The sequence below is a fragment of the Pseudomonas alcaligenes genome, from assembly GCF_041729615.1.
GTDB classification, from domain to species: Bacteria; Pseudomonadota; Gammaproteobacteria; order Pseudomonadales; family Pseudomonadaceae; genus Aquipseudomonas; species Aquipseudomonas alcaligenes_B.
Map to the genome: position 1 here is coordinate 3,859,275 of NZ_CP154874.1, position 14,589 is coordinate 3,873,863.

Consider the following 14,589-nt stretch of genomic DNA (forward strand, 5'->3'; position numbering starts at 1 on the left):
CTCGGGCGGCGTTTTCGTTCAGGCCTGACAGACCTTGGCGATGGCGCCGGCCAGGTAGTCCAGGCGCGCCTCGTTCATCCCCGCCACGCTGGCGCGGCCGCTGCTCACCAGGTACACGCTGAACTCGTCGCGCAGGCGTTGCACCTGGGCTGGCGTCAGGCCGGTGTAGGAGAACATGCCACGCTGCTCGGCGATATGCGCAAAGCGCTCGGCCAGGCCATGCGGACGCAGGGCCTCGACCAGGCCCGTGCGCAGGTCGGCTACGCGCCGGCGCATGGCATCGACTTCCGCTGCCCACAGGGCCTTCAGCTCGACATCGCCGAGAATCTCCGCCACCACCGCGGCGCCGTGGGATGGCGGCGTGGACCACAGGTTGCGCGCCAAAAAGGCCAGCTGGCTGCGAATATCGAGCAGCTTCTCGAGGTTATCCGCCCGCACGATCAGCGCGCCGGTGCGCTCGCGATAGAGGCCGAAGTTCTTCGAGCAGGAGCTGGTGACCAGCAGCTCCGGCAGTTCGGCGGCGAACAGGCGCACGGCCCAGGCGTCCTCCTCCAGGCCATCGCCGAAGCCCTGGTAGGCGAAGTCGATCAACGGCAGCAGCTCGCGTGCCTTGACCACCTCCAGCACGCGCTTCCAGTCGCGCGGGGCGAGGTCGAAGCCGGTGGGGTTGTGGCAGCAGGCGTGCAGCAGTACCACATCGCCCTTGGGCAGGTGGGCGAGGGCGGCGAGCATGGCCTCGACGTTGAGGCGGTTGTCCGCGCCGACATAGGCGTAGTGGCCGACCTTGAGGCCGCAGGCGGCGAACAGCGTCTCGTGGATCGGCCAGGTCGGGTCGCTGAGCCAGATGCCTCTACCCGGAAGATTCCTGGCGATAAATTCGCCGGCCAGGCGCAGGGCGCCGGTGCCGCCGGGCGTCTGGGTGGCGCCGAGCAGGCCATCGGCGAGCAGCGCGTTACCGTTGCCGAAGCATAGCTCCAGCAGGCGTTCGCCGAACTCCGGTGCGCCGTGGCCGCCGATGTAGGTCTTGCTGGTTTCGCCATCGATCAGGCGTTGCTCGGCCAGCTTCACGGCGCGCGGGATGGGCGTCAGACCGGAGGCGTCCTTGTATACGCCGACGCCCAGGTCGAGCTTGGCCGGGTTACCATCGGCGCGATAGGCGTCGAGCAGGCCGAGAATGGGATCGCCCGGCACCCGGGCGATGGCGGTGAAGTGGCTCACTTGCGCCCCTCGGCTGCGGCGGCCAGCACATCGGTGCGCGCGGCCATGATGAAGTCGTTGCGGTGCAGACCTTTCATCTCGTGGCTCCACCAGGTCACGGTGACCTTGCCCCACTCGGTGAGCAGGGCCGGATGATGGCCGACTTCCTCGGCGATGGCGCCCACCGCGTTGGTGAAGGCCAGGGCATGGCGGAAGTTCTTGAACAGGTACTGGCGCTCCAGCTCCATGTGGCCGTCGCGTACTTCGATGTTCCAGTCGGGGATCTCGCGGATCAGCGTGGCCAGCTCTTCTTCGCTGACATGGGGGGCGTCGGCGCGGCAGGCTTCGCATTGGGCTTGGGCAAGGCTGGTCATTTCGGGCTCCTTGGATAGTCGAGATCAGAGCATAGAAGGTGAGGGGCATCGATCAGCCCCCTCTCCCGCTTGCGGGAGAGGGGGCGGCCCGCGTAGGGAGAGGGTGATGTCAGGTTCGACCCTCTCCCCCAGCCCCTCTCCCATCAATGGGAGGGGGGAGTTAAAGCCTACGCCGCCTTGGGCGGGAACTTCGGCGCGTGCAGGCCGAGGGTCATGGCCTGTTGCACCAGGCCCATGATGTCCTCCTGGGCCAGCTGGAACAGGCGCTTGAGGTCCGGCAGGACGAAATACAGCGGTTGCAGGATATCGATGCGGTAGGGCGTGCGCATGGCCTCCAGCGGGTCGAAGGGCTGGTGCTCGGGCGCACCGGACAGGCTGTAGACCGTCTCCTTGGGCGAGGAGAGGATGCCGCCGCCGTAGATGCGTCGGCCCTGAGGCGTATCGACCAGGCCGAATTCGATGGTCATCCAGTACAGCCGCGCCAGGTACACGCGCTGTTCCTTGCTCGCGGCCAGGCCGAGCGTGCCGTAGGTGTGGGTGAATTCGGCGAACCAGGGATTGGTCAGCAGCGGGCAGTGACCGAAGATCTCGTGGAAGATGTCCGGCTCCTGCAGGTAGTCCAGCTCTTCCGGGGTGCGGATAAAGGTGGCGACCGGGAAGCGCTTGCTGGCCAGCAGCTCGAAGAAGGTCTGGAAGGGAATCAGCGCCGGCACCTGGGCCACGCTCCAGCCGGTGGTGGCGTTCAGCACCTTGTTGATCTCGCCGAGCTGGGGAATGCGATCGGCAGGCAGGCCGAGCTGTTCGATGCCGTCGAAGTATTCCTGGCAGGCGCGGCCTTCCAGCACCTTCATCTGCCGGGTGATCAGGGTGTTCCACACCTGATGCTCGCTGTCCGAGTAGTGGATGAAGCCGCTCTCGTCCGGTTGCCGAGCCACGTACTGCGTGCCTTTCATGCAGGTCTCCCGCTGGGCTGTTGTTTTTGTCTGGGACAAGGGATACCGCCGATGGCGCAACCTGAGGAGGGGCTGGCAACCGCGTCGAGGCAGCAGGTGTGGGTTTTTTCGTAAAGAATTGATTACGACTGTGTGGAAATGACAGATGGCGACCTTGTTGCTGGTCCTGGCTGTCACATATTCTTGACGAAAAATGACGGCCGCCTTGCGAAAACTCGGCCGCTCCCGCCCGACAATCAAAATTCAAGGGGCTCCGCGTGCGCATCAAAGTCCACTGCCAGAACCGCGTCGGCATCCTGCGCGACATCCTCAACCTGCTGGTCGACTACGGCATCAACGTCGCCCGCGGCGAAGTGGGCGGCGAGCAGGGCAACGCCATCTACCTGCACTGCCCGAACCTGATCAACCTGCAGTTCCAGGCGCTGCGCCCCAAGCTGGAGGCCATCCCCGGGGTGTTCGGCGTCAAGCGCGTCGGCCTGATGCCCAGCGAACGCCGCCACCTGGAGCTCAACGCGCTGCTCGGCGCGCTGGATTTCCCGGTGCTCTCCATCGACATGGGCGGCAGCATCGTCGCCGCCAACCGCAGCGCGGCGCAGCTGCTTGGCGTGCGCGTCGACGAGGTACCGGGCATGGCCCTGTCGCGCTATATCGAGGACTTCGACCTGCCCGAGCTGGTGCGCGCCAATAAGGCGCGGATCAACGGCCTGCGGGTCAAGGTCAAGGGCGACGTGTTCCTCGCCGACATCGCGCCGCTGCAGTCCGAACACGACGAGAGCGAGGCGCTGGCCGGCGCCGTGCTGACCCTGCACCGCGCCGACCGCGTCGGCGAGCGCATCTACCACGTGCGCAAGCAGGAACTGCGCGGCTTCGACTCGATCTTCCAGAGCTCCAGGGTGATGGCCGCCGTGGTGCGCGAGGCTCGGCGCATGGCGCCACTGGACGCGCCGCTGCTGATCGAGGGCGAGACCGGCACCGGCAAGGAACTGCTGGCGCGCGCGTGCCACCTGGCCAGCCCGCGCGGCCAGTCGCCGTTCATGGCGCTGAATTGCGCGGGGCTGCCGGAATCCATGGCCGAGACCGAGCTGTTCGGCTACGGCCCCGGCGCCTTCGAGGGCGCGCGCCCGGAAGGCAAGCTCGGCCTGCTCGAGCTGACCGCCGGCGGCACGCTGTTCCTCGACGGCGTCGGCGAAATGAGCCCGCGCCTACAGGCCAAGCTGCTGCGCTTCCTGCAGGACGGCTGCTTCCGCCGCGTGGGCAGCGACGAGGAGGTGTACCTGGATGTGCGGGTGATCTGCGCCACCCAGGTCGACCTGTCCGAGCTGTGCGCCAAGGGCGAATTCCGCCAGGACCTGTATCACCGCCTTAATGTGCTCAGCCTGCATATCCCGCCGCTGCGCGAGTGCCTGGACGGCCTGGCGCCGCTGGTCGAGCACTTCCTCGATTCGGCCAGTCGGCAGATCGGCTGCCCGCTGCCCAAGCTGGCGCCGCAGGCCTTCGAGCGCCTGGCCCACTATCACTGGCCGGGCAACGTGCGCCAGCTGGAGAACGTGTTGTTCCAGGCCGTGTCGCTGTGCGACGGCGGGACGGTGAAGGCCGAGCATATCCGTCTGCCGGACTACGGTGCGCCGCAGCCGCTGGGCGATTTCTCCATCGACGGTGACCTCGATGCCATCCTCGGCCGCTTCGAGAAAGCGGTGCTGGAGCGCCTGTACGCCGAGCATCCGAGCAGTCGCCAGCTGGGCAAGCGCCTGGGGGTGTCGCATACCACCATCGCCAACAAGCTGCGCCAGCACGGCCTGGGCAAGGAGTAAGGCTACGACCTTGGTGCAATGGCCACGTGGCGGGCGAGGGCGTACAAAGTGCGCATCCGGCTCCTGCGATACCCGGATGCGTTTCTGACATTCCTTCCCCGGAATGAATTGGCGGGCGACCCTAGGGTCGCCCTTTTTTTATGTCCGCCCCGCGTGCCGGTGCGGGGCGTCGTCGGCAGGGGTTCCCGGCGTTGCCGGGCACGCTTCTTCGCGGCCGAGACCATGGTCGTAGAGCGGTAAGACCATGGTCGAATGGCCCCACGGGGTGTCGGGGGATACAAAAGGCAGCATACAAAAACAACCGCCCCACCGAGGTATCCCCATGACTGCTGCTTCCCTCTATCCGGTCCGCCCCGAGGTGGCCGCCAACACGCTGACCGACGAAGCTACCTACAAGGCGATGTACCAGCAGTCGGTGATCAACCCGGACGGTTTCTGGCGCGAGCAGGCCAAGCGCATCGACTGGATCAAGCCGTTCACCAAGGTCAAGCAGACCTCCTTCGACGACCACCATGTCGACATCAAGTGGTTCGCCGACGGCACCCTCAACCTCTCGGCCAACTGCCTGGACCGTCACCTGGAAACCCGTGGCGACCAGATCGCCATCATCTGGGAAGGCGACGACCCGTCCGAGCACCGCGAAATCACCTACCGCGAGCTGCACGAGCAGGTGTGCAAGTTCGCCAACGCCCTGCGTGGCCAGGACGTGCACCGTGGCGACGTGGTGACCATCTACATGCCGATGATCCCGGAAGCGGCGGTGGCCATGCTGGCCTGCGCGCGCATCGGCGCCATCCACTCGGTGGTGTTCGGCGGCTTCTCGCCGGAGGCCTTGGCCGGACGCATCATCGACTGCAAGTCGAAGGTGGTGATCACCGCCGACGAAGGCGTGCGCGGCGGCAAGAAGGTCCCTCTGAAGAGCAACGTCGACGACGCGCTGACCAACCCGGAAACCGCCAGCGTGCAGAAGATCATCGTGGTCAAGCGCACCGGCTCGGCGATCAAGTGGAACCAGCATCGCGACATCTGGTACGAGGACCTGATGAAGGTCGCAGGCTCCACCTGCGCACCGAAGGAAATGGGCGCCGAGGAGCCGCTGTTCATCCTCTATACCTCCGGCTCCACCGGCAAACCCAAGGGCGTGCTGCACACCACCGGCGGCTACCTGGTGTATGCCTCGCTGACCCATGAGCGGGTGTTCGACTACCGTCCGGGCGAGGTGTTCTGGTGCACCGCCGACATCGGCTGGGTCACCGGCCACACCTACCTGATCTACGGCCCGCTCTCCAACGGCGCCACCACCCTGATGTTCGAAGGCGTGCCGAACTACCCGGACGTTACCCGCGTGGCCAAGATCATCGACAAGCACAAGGTCAATATCCTCTACACCGCGCCCACCGCCATCCGCGCCATGATGGCCGATGGCAAGGCCGCGGTGCAGGGCGCCGACGGCTCCAGCCTGCGCCTGCTCGGTTCGGTCGGCGAGCCGATCAACCCCGAGGCCTGGCACTGGTACTACGAGAATGTCGGCCAGGGCCGCTGCCCGATCGTCGATACCTGGTGGCAGACCGAGACCGGCGCCTGCCTGATGACCCCGCTGCCGGGCGCCCATGCGATGAAGCCGGGTTCCGCCGCGCGGCCGTTCTTCGGCGTGCAGCCGGCCCTGGTGGACAACCTGGGCAACATCATCGACGGCCCCGCCGAGGGCAACCTGGTGATCATCGACTCCTGGCCGGGGCAGGCGCGCACCCTGTACGGCGACCACGACCGCTTCGTCGATACCTACTTCAAGACCTTCAAGGGCATGTACTTCACCGGCGACGGCGCGCGCCGCGACGAGGACGGCTACTGGTGGATCACCGGGCGGGTGGACGACGTACTCAACGTCTCCGGCCACCGCATGGGCACCGCCGAGATCGAGAGCGCCATGGTCGCCCACCCGAAAGTCGCCGAGGCCGCCGTGGTCGGCGTGCCGCACGACATCAAGGGCCAGGGCATCTACGTCTACGTCACCCTGAACGCCGGCGAGGAGCCTTCCGAGCAACTGCGTCAGGAACTGAAGAACTGGGTGCGCAAGGAGATCGGCCCGATCGCCTCGCCGGACGTCATCCAGTGGGCTCCGGGATTACCGAAGACCCGCTCGGGCAAGATCATGCGCCGCATCCTGCGCAAGATCGCCGTCGCCGAATACGATGCCCTCGGCGACATCTCCACGCTGGCCGATCCTGGCGTGGTCCAGCACCTCATCGATACCCATCGCACCATGCAGGCCGCCTGACCGGGCGGTTTCGCGGACGTGCACGACCCCGGCCACAAGCCGGGGTTTGTTTTTTGGGTGGCGGCGAGCCGATGTAACCTCGCTGTAACACTGGGCGCCGATTCGGGGCGAGAGGGAACACTCCGGTCGTCTGAGGGGGCGCTGCAGTCCGTAAAAGATCGAGGAATACCGCGAATCTATTGGGTTTCGCGGATGTGGCTCGACTATTGCTTTATCTATCGGCTGTGCTTTTTGTCTCGCTGGTCACGTTTTGGCTGACCTGTCAATACGGCTTCGATGCCGCTCCTGTGCTTCTGTAATTTGTTGTCGCTTTGAGGAAATATCGACCTACCCCCGGTCGATAGAATGCCGCCCACTTGGCCAACCCTCTTGCCATGCTGTTGCAGCCGGCAAAGACGGTGACACTTTCTACAATTCACCCTGGCCATGGCGAACTTCATTCTGCCAAACGCTGTACCCATTCGAAGGAGCACAAGATGAAGAAGATCGTACTTCTCGGCGCGCTGGCGCTGAGCGCTTTCAGTGCGCTGGTTCAGGCAGAAGACAAACCCCTGCGCATCGGTATCGAGGCGGCCTACCCGCCCTTCGCCTACAAGACCCCGGAAGGCAACATCACCGGCTTCGACTACGACATCGGCAACGCCCTGTGCGAGGAGATGAAGGTCAAGTGCCAGTGGATCGAGCAGGAGTTCGATGGCCTGATCCCGGCCCTCAAGGTGCGCAAGTTCGATGCCGTGCTGTCGTCGATGAGCATCACCGAAGAGCGCCTGAAGTCCGTGGACTTCACCAACAAGTACTACCACACCCCCGCCAAGCTGGCGATGAAGGCCGGTACCGAGATCAAGGACCCGCTGGTCGACCTGAAGGGCAAGAAGGTCGGTGTGCAGCGCGCCTCCATCTACGACCGCTACGCCACCGAGGTGTTCGCCCCGGCCGGTGTGGAAGTGGTGCGCTACAGCTCGCAGAACGAGATCTTCCTCGATCTGGCCGCCGGCCGCCTGGACGCCACCCTGGCTGACGTGGTCAACATCGATGACGGCTTCCTCAAGACCGACGCCGGCAAGGGCTTCGCCCTGGTGGGCCCGGACTACACCGACGAGAAGTACTTCGGCAACGGTGCCGGCATCGCGGTGCGCAAGGGCGACACCGCCACTGCCGAGAAGATCAATGCCGCCATCGCCGCCATCCGTGCCAACGGCAAGTACAAGGAAGTGCAGGACAAGTACTTCCAGTTCAACGTCTACGGCGAGTAACGCCGTCCCATCCATCCTCCCCGGAGTGGGGAGGGTGGGTGTCGCGGGGCCCAGTGCCTGCGCCTCCAGCCCTCGCTGAGGGCCTCCTCCTGTGTGTTCCAGAGGATAGATTCCATGTTCAACGGCTACGGCTCGACCATTCTCGACGGTGCCTGGCTCACCGTGCAGCTGGCGCTGTTCTCGATGGCGGTGGCCATCGGGCTCGGCCTGCTTGGCGCGGCCTTCCGCCTGTCGCCCCTGAAATGGCTGGCGCTGATGGGCGAAACCTATGCCACCGTGATCCGCGGCATTCCCGATCTGGTGCTGATCCTGCTGATCTTCTACGGCGGCCAGGATCTGGTGAACCGCATTGCCCCGCTGGTGGGCTATGAGGACTACATCGACATCAATCCCTTCGTGGCGGGTGTCGGTACCCTGGGCTTCATCTACGGCGCCTACCTGTCGGAAACCTTCCGCGGCGCCTTCATGGCCATCCCCAAGGGACAGGGCGAGGCCGGTATGGCCTACGGCATGAGCCCGCTGCGGGTGTTCTTCCGCATCCTGGTGCCGCAGATGGTGCGTCTGGCCATTCCCGGCGTGACCAACAACTGGCTGGTGCTGGTCAAGGCCACCGCGCTGATCTCCCTGGTCGGCCTGCAGGACATGATGGCCCGCGCCAAGAGCGCCGGCGACGCGACCCGCGAGCCGTTCACCTACATCCTGCTGGCCGCCGCCATCTACCTGGCGCTGACCAGTGTGTCGCTGCTGGTGCTGCGTTACCTCGAACGCCGCTATTCGGTCGGCGTCAAGGCCATGGAAATCTGAGGGAGCCGCCATGCTTTTCGACTACAACGTGGTAATCGACAGCCTGCCGCTGTATTTCGGCGGTGTGCTGGTCACCCTCAAACTGCTGGTGATCTCCCTGGCCCTGGGCCTGCTCGCGGCCGTGCCGCTGGCGATGATGCGGGTGTCCAAGCAGCCGCTGATCAACTTCCCGGCCTGGCTCTACACCTACGTGATCCGTGGCACGCCGATGCTGGTGCAGCTGTACCTGCTGTACTACGGCCTGGCCCAGTTCGAAGCGGTGCGCGAGAGCTTCATGTGGCCCTATCTGTCCGATGCCACCTTCTGCGCCTGCCTGGCCTTCGCCATCAACACCAGCGCCTATAGCGCCGAGATCCTTGCCGGCAGCCTCAAGGCCACCCCGCATGGCGAGATCGAGGCGGCCAAGGCCATGGGCATGTCGCGCGCCAAGCTGTACCGCCGCATCCTCCTGCCGTCTGCGCTGCGCCGTGCGCTGCCGCAGTACAGCAACGAGGTGATCATGATGCTGCACACCACCAGCCTGGCCTCGGTGGTGACCCTGATCGACATCACCGGCGCGGCCAAGACCGTCAACTCGCAGTACTACCTGCCGTTCGAGGCCTACATCACTGCCGGCCTGTTCTACCTGGTGCTGACCTTCGTCCTGGTGCGCCTGTTCAAGCTGGGTGAGCGTCGCTGGCTGGCCTACCTGGCCCCGCGCAAGCACTGAGGTCACGACGAGCATGCAACGTATCGACCACATCCTGCCCTGGGGCTGCCCCGGCACCGAGCGCAAGCTCAGCCTGTTCCGCTTCGGTGCGGGTGAGCGCAAGGCCTACATCCAGGCCAGCCTGCACGCCGACGAGCTGCCGGGCATGCGCGTGGCGGTGGAGCTCAAGCGCCGTCTGGCCGAGCTGGAAGGGCAGGGGCGCCTGACCGGGGTGATCGAGCTGGTGCCGGTGGCCAACCCCATTGGCCTCGGCCAGATGCTCCAGGCCACCAGCCAGGGGCGTTTCGAGCTGGGCAGCGGCAAGAACTTCAACCGCGACTTCGCCGACCTGGCCGAGCTGGTCGCCCCCGCCCTGGATGGGCGCCTGGGTGCCGATGGCGCGGCCAACGTGCGGCTGATCCGTCAGGCCATGCTGGCCGCGCTGGACGGCCTGGCGCCGGCTGGCTCCGAGCTGCAGGGCCTGCAGCGCCTGCTGCTCCGTCATGCCTGCGACGCCGATGTGGTGCTCGACCTGCACTGCGACTTCGATGCCGTGGTGCACCTGTACATGATCCCGCAGCAGGCCGCGGCCTTCGCCGGCCTGGCGGCGCGCCTGGGTGCCGGCGCCGTGCTGGTGGCCGAGGACACCGGCGGCAGCTCCTTCGACGAGGCCTGCTCCATGGCCTGGCTGCGCCTGGCGCGGCGCTTCCCCGAGGCCGTGGTACCGCTGGCCTGCCAGGCGGCGACCGTGGAGCTGGGCGGCATGCTGGATACCGAGCGCGAACGGGCCATGGCCAGCGCCGAGGGCATCCTCGCCTTCCTCGCCGAGCAGGGCCTGATCAGCGGTGACTGGCCGGCCGCGCCGGCGCCCAGCTGCCAGCCGACACCCTTCGCCGGTGCGCAGTACGCCTACCCGCCGCACGCCGGCGTGGTCAGCTTCCTGCAGCCGGTCGGCGCCCGCGTCGAGGTGGGCGATCCGCTGTTCGAAGTCATAGATCCGCTGGAGGACCGCCACAGCATCGTGCGTGCGTCCACTTCCGGCGTGCTGTATGTGCGCGAGCGCCTGCGCTTCGCCCAACCCGGACTCTGGCTGGCCAAGGTGGCCGGCCAACAACCCATCCGTCAGGGTCGCCTGCTGAGCGACTGAGCCAAACGAGAGCCCAACCATGTACAAACTCGAAGTTCAGGATCTGCACAAACGCTACGGCGACCACGAAGTGCTGAAAGGCGTGTCCCTGGCCGCCAAGGCCGGCGACGTGATCAGCATCATCGGCTCCAGCGGCTCGGGCAAGAGTACCTTCCTGCGCTGCATCAACATGCTCGAGCAGCCGCACGGCGGCAAGATCCTGCTCAACGGCGAGGAGCTCAAGCTGGTGGCCAACAGGGACGGCGCGCTCAAGGCCGCCGATGCCAAGCAGCTGCAGCGCATGCGCTCGCGCCTGTCCATGGTGTTTCAGCACTTCAACCTGTGGTCGCACATGAGTGCCCTGGAGAACGTCATCGAGGCGCCGGTGCACGTGCTCGGCGTGCCGAAGAAGGAAGCCCTGGAGAAGGCCGAGCACTACCTGGCCAAGGTCGGCGTGGCACACAGGAAAGACGCGTATCCGGCGCACATGTCCGGCGGCGAGCAGCAGCGCGTGGCCATCGCCCGCGCCCTGGCCATGGAGCCGGAAGTGATGCTGTTCGACGAGCCGACCTCGGCGCTCGACCCCGAGCTGGTCGGCGAAGTGCTCAAGGTGATGCAGGACCTGGCCCAGGAAGGCCGCACCATGGTGGTGGTGACCCACGAGATGGGCTTCGCCCGCGAGGTGTCCAACCAGCTGATCTTCCTGCACAAGGGCCTGGTGGAAGAAACCGGCTGCCCGAAGACGGTGCTGGCCAACCCGCAGTCGGATCGCCTCAAGCAGTTCCTTTCCGGCAGCCTGAAGTAAGCACTAGACTGCCTCCATGACTTCGACTGCCCACTGCATCGCCTTCCTGATCTGGCCGGAAACCAGGCCCATGACCCTGGCCCTGGCCGAGGAGGCCCTGCGCGTGGCGCAGCGCGTTCACCCGGAGGTGTCCTACGAGCTGCGTTTCCTCCAGGCCGAAGCGCCTGCCGAGGGGAGCTGGCGTCTGCCTGGCGAGCCCTGGGCCGGGCGCCTGGAAGGCTGCAGCAAGCTGTTCCTGCTGGCCGACGAGCCGCCGGCGCAGATGGCCTCGACCCTGGCCTCGGCCCTCAAGCAGCTGGCCCGCAGTGGCATCGCCATCGGTGGCCTGTCCGCCGGTGTCTACCCGCTGGCCCAGCTCGGTCTGCTCGATGGCTACCGCGCCGCCGTGCACTGGCGCTGGCAGGACGACTTCACTGAGCGTTTCCCCAAGGTGATCGCCACCAGCCACCTGTTCGACTGGGACCGCGACCGTCTCAGCGCCTGCGGTGGCCTGGCCGTGCTCGACCTGCTGCTGGCGGTGCTGGCCCGCGACCACGGTGCCGAACTGGCCGGCGCGGTGAGCGAGGAATTGGTGGTCGAGCGCATCCGCGAGGGCGGCGAGCGCCAGCGCATTCCGCTGCAGAACCGCATCGGCTCCAGCCATCCCAAGCTGACCCAGGCGGTGCTGCTGATGGAGGCCAACATCGAGGAGCCGCTGACCACCGACGAGATCGCCCAGCATGTGTGCGTGTCGCGGCGTCAGCTGGAGCGCATCTTCAAGCAGTACCTCAATCGCGTGCCCAGCCAGTACTACCTGGAGCTGCGCCTGAACAAGGCGCGCCAACTGCTGATGCAGACCAGCAAGTCGATCATCCAGATCGGCCTGTCCTGCGGCTTCTCCTCCGGCCCGCACTTCTCCAGCGCCTACCGCAACTTCTTCGGGGCGACCCCGCGGGAGGATCGCAATCAGCGGCGTAGTGCCAGTCCGTTCGAGATTGCTCCTGCTTCCGTTGAGCGCGGCTGAGGCTGGCAGCTGGCGCTAGCCTTTTTGTGCAGCAGCTGTTTAGCTTGCTGTTCGATGCTTCTGTTCCGCCCTGCTGGGCGGGTCACTTTTTCCAGTCGCGGAAAAAGTAACCAAAAACGCTTGCCCCCGACATCCGGCCCCGCCTGCGGCGGGGTTCCCTCACTCCATCATCGCTCCACGGGCACGCCGCGAAGGGCCATCCCTGGCCCATCGCGTCTTTCGCGGCATCCATGCCGCTCAACCCCTTCCGCAATGATTCCGTTCGGCCTCCTGAAGGGGGCGTTTGGAGTTGCCTGAAAGTTCTGTATTCCTTTCCCGATGGTTCCCACGCTCCGTGTGGGAACCCATCCCGTGACGCTCCTCGTCACTGGCCAGCAAGCACCACAAAGCAAGCAATTGGCGCATAGCACCAAAGGCTGCACTCCCACGCAGAGCGTGGGAACGATCAAAAGCGCGCAGCGGCGAGAAGGGCTGCCAAGCAGCTCGGTGCCCGAGTCCCCGTCAGTAGGCCGAGTGGAGGTGTTGCGCAGGGGGACGCGAGGCAGGACGCCGAGCGAGGAGCGATGGGACAGGACGTCCCATCGTGACGGCCCCCGGAGCAGCGCCGGAAGGAGGGAACCCCGCCGCAGGCGGGGCCGGATGCCGGGGTGGCCTTCTCTTTGGTTACTTTCTCTTGGCCAGACAAGAGAAAGTAACTCGCCGTGCAAGGCGAAATCGGTAGTTGGTGCCGAGGAAAGTGTTGCGATCAGGCTGTTGAGTGCGTGCCCGGCCCCTGGGGCAATATCCGCGCAAAGCCTGACGTGGTTCTACAAGGGTTTTTCGTAGGGCAGCGAAATACCCCGATCCAGCCGCGCAGCGTTTAAACTGCGCAATTCCGGAGCTTTCTGTCGCATTGCCGAAAGCCCCCGAAAACCGCGGGTTGCCGCTGTAACAAGTTGTCGCATGGCGACAATGCGGGCCCGTGGGCAGCCCCTACAATCCTTCCATCACCCGCCATTGAGTGCGGTGTTCCTTGTTCAGGAGAGCCCCGATGTCCGTTCAGCACGATCCGGTGCAACGCGCCGATTTCGATCAGTATCTGGTCCCCAACTATGCCCCCGCCGCCTTCGTTCCGGTGCGCGGCCTGGGCTCCCGAGTCTGGGATCAGGGCGGTCGCGAGCTGATCGACTTCGCCGGCGGCATCGCCGTCAATGCCCTCGGTCACTGCCATCCGGCACTGGTCAAGGCGCTGACCGAGCAGGCCAACACCCTGTGGCACATCTCCAACGTGTTCACCAACGAGCCAACCCTGCGTCTTGCCCACAAGCTGGTCGATGCCACTTTCGCCGAGCGCGTGTTCTTCTGCAACTCCGGCGCCGAGGCCAACGAGGCCGCGTTCAAGCTGGCCCGTCGCGTCGCCCATGACCGCTTCGGCCCGGAGAAGTGCGAGATCATCGCCGCGATCAACAGCTTCCACGGTCGCACCCTGTTCACCGTCAGCGTCGGAGGCCAGCCCAAGTATTCCGATGGCTTCGGGCCGAAGATCGAGGGCATCACCCATGTCCCGTACAACGACCTGGAGGCGCTGAAAGCCGCCATTTCCGACAAGACCTGCGCCGTGGTGCTGGAGCCGATCCAGGGCGAAGGCGGTGTGCTGCCGGCCGACAAGGCCTACCTGGAAGGCGCCCGCGCCCTGTGTGACCAGCACAATGCGCTGCTGGTGTTCGACGAGGTGCAGAGCGGCATGGGCCGCAGCGGCGAGCTGTTCGCCTACATGCACTACGGCGTCACCCCGGACATCCTCTCCAGCGCCAAGAGCCTGGGCGGCGGTTTCCCCATCGGCGCCATGCTCACTACCACCGACCTGGCCAAGCACCTGGCCGTCGGCACCCACGGCACCACCTATGGCGGCAACCCGCTGGCCTGTGCGGTGGCCGAGGCGGTGCTGGATATCGTCAATACCCCGGAAGTGCTGGCGGGCGTCAAGGCCAAGAGCGCCGACTTCCGCCAGCGCCTGCAGGCGATCGGCGAGCAGTACGGCATCTTCACCCAGGTGCGCGGCCTCGGCCTGCTGCTCGGCTGCGTGCTGAGCGACGCCTGGAAGGGCAAGGCCAAGGCCGTGCTCGATGCCGCCGCCGCCGAGGGCGTGCTGGTGCTGCAGGCCAGCCCGGACGTGGTGCGCTTCGCTCCCAGCCTGGTGGTGGAGGAGGCCGACATCGTCGACGGCCTGCAGCGCTTCGAGCGTGCCGTGGCCAAGCTGGTCCAGGGCTGATGCCCGCAGGGCGGCGCAGGAAGCGCCGCCCGATTTTCAGGATGAA

General features: G+C 65.9%; 12 protein-coding genes. 9 read left to right on the forward strand and 3 right to left on the reverse strand.

Annotation, left to right across the window (positions count from 1 at the left end):
- Window positions 1–18: 18 nt before the first annotated feature.
- From AAG092_RS18760 to phhA, 3 genes are all read right to left on the reverse strand, one after another.
- Window positions 19–1,218: an amino acid aminotransferase gene (locus AAG092_RS18760; RefSeq protein ID WP_373387879.1), complete on the reverse strand. Its 1,200-nt coding sequence runs from the start codon at window positions 1,216–1,218 to the stop codon at window positions 19–21.
- Window positions 1,215–1,571, reverse strand: coding sequence for a 4a-hydroxytetrahydrobiopterin dehydratase (locus AAG092_RS18765; RefSeq protein ID WP_110682153.1), 357 nt, complete (start codon window positions 1,569–1,571; stop codon window positions 1,215–1,217). The genes AAG092_RS18760 and AAG092_RS18765 overlap by 4 nt, the downstream gene beginning before the upstream one ends.
- A gap of 167 nt (window positions 1,572–1,738) precedes the next feature.
- Complete coding sequence (gene phhA, locus AAG092_RS18770; protein ID WP_258371505.1) at window positions 1,739–2,563, reverse strand: phenylalanine 4-monooxygenase; 825 nt, start codon at window positions 2,561–2,563, stop codon at window positions 1,739–1,741.
- A 218-nt stretch (window positions 2,564–2,781) separates the two neighbouring features.
- Between phhA and AAG092_RS18775 the strand changes: the two genes are divergently transcribed.
- From AAG092_RS18775 to AAG092_RS18815, 9 genes are all read left to right on the forward strand, one after another.
- Window positions 2,782–4,335: a sigma-54-dependent transcriptional regulator gene (locus AAG092_RS18775; RefSeq protein ID WP_110682151.1), complete on the forward strand. Its 1,554-nt coding sequence runs from the start codon at window positions 2,782–2,784 to the stop codon at window positions 4,333–4,335.
- Window positions 4,336–4,657: 322 nt separating this feature from the next.
- The gene (acs, locus tag AAG092_RS18780) at window positions 4,658–6,613 is read left to right on the forward strand and encodes an acetate--CoA ligase (protein ID WP_110682149.1); all 1,956 of its coding nucleotides are present in this window, start codon (window positions 4,658–4,660) and stop codon (window positions 6,611–6,613) included.
- A 476-nt stretch (window positions 6,614–7,089) separates the two neighbouring features.
- Window positions 7,090–7,866, forward strand: a complete 777-nt coding sequence (locus tag AAG092_RS18785) for an ABC transporter substrate-binding protein (RefSeq protein WP_110682148.1) — start codon at window positions 7,090–7,092, stop codon at window positions 7,864–7,866.
- Window positions 7,867–7,980: 114 nt separating this feature from the next.
- On the forward strand, window positions 7,981–8,670 hold the full coding sequence (locus tag AAG092_RS18790; RefSeq protein ID WP_110682147.1) for an ABC transporter permease: 690 nt from the start codon (window positions 7,981–7,983) through the stop codon (window positions 8,668–8,670).
- A gap of 10 nt (window positions 8,671–8,680) precedes the next feature.
- Window positions 8,681–9,379: an ABC transporter permease gene (locus AAG092_RS18795; RefSeq protein WP_110682146.1), complete on the forward strand. Its 699-nt coding sequence runs from the start codon at window positions 8,681–8,683 to the stop codon at window positions 9,377–9,379.
- Window positions 9,380–9,392: 13 nt separating this feature from the next.
- Window positions 9,393–10,505, forward strand: coding sequence for a succinylglutamate desuccinylase/aspartoacylase family protein (locus tag AAG092_RS18800; protein ID WP_110682145.1), 1,113 nt, complete (start codon window positions 9,393–9,395; stop codon window positions 10,503–10,505).
- A 19-nt stretch (window positions 10,506–10,524) separates the two neighbouring features.
- A complete protein-coding gene (aotP, locus tag AAG092_RS18805; protein ID WP_110682144.1) occupies window positions 10,525–11,289 on the forward strand; it encodes an arginine/ornithine transport ATP-binding protein AotP in 765 nt (254 codons plus the stop codon).
- Between the two features lie 16 nt (window positions 11,290–11,305).
- Window positions 11,306–12,292 carry a transcriptional regulator ArgR gene (gene argR, locus AAG092_RS18810; protein ID WP_110682143.1) on the forward strand — a complete coding sequence of 329 codons (987 nt, stop codon included), beginning with the start codon at window positions 11,306–11,308 and terminating at the stop codon, window positions 12,290–12,292.
- 1,030 nt (window positions 12,293–13,322) lie between these two features.
- A complete protein-coding gene (locus tag AAG092_RS18815; protein ID WP_110682142.1) occupies window positions 13,323–14,543 on the forward strand; it encodes an aspartate aminotransferase family protein in 1,221 nt (406 codons plus the stop codon).
- Window positions 14,544–14,589: the final 46 nt, after the last annotated feature.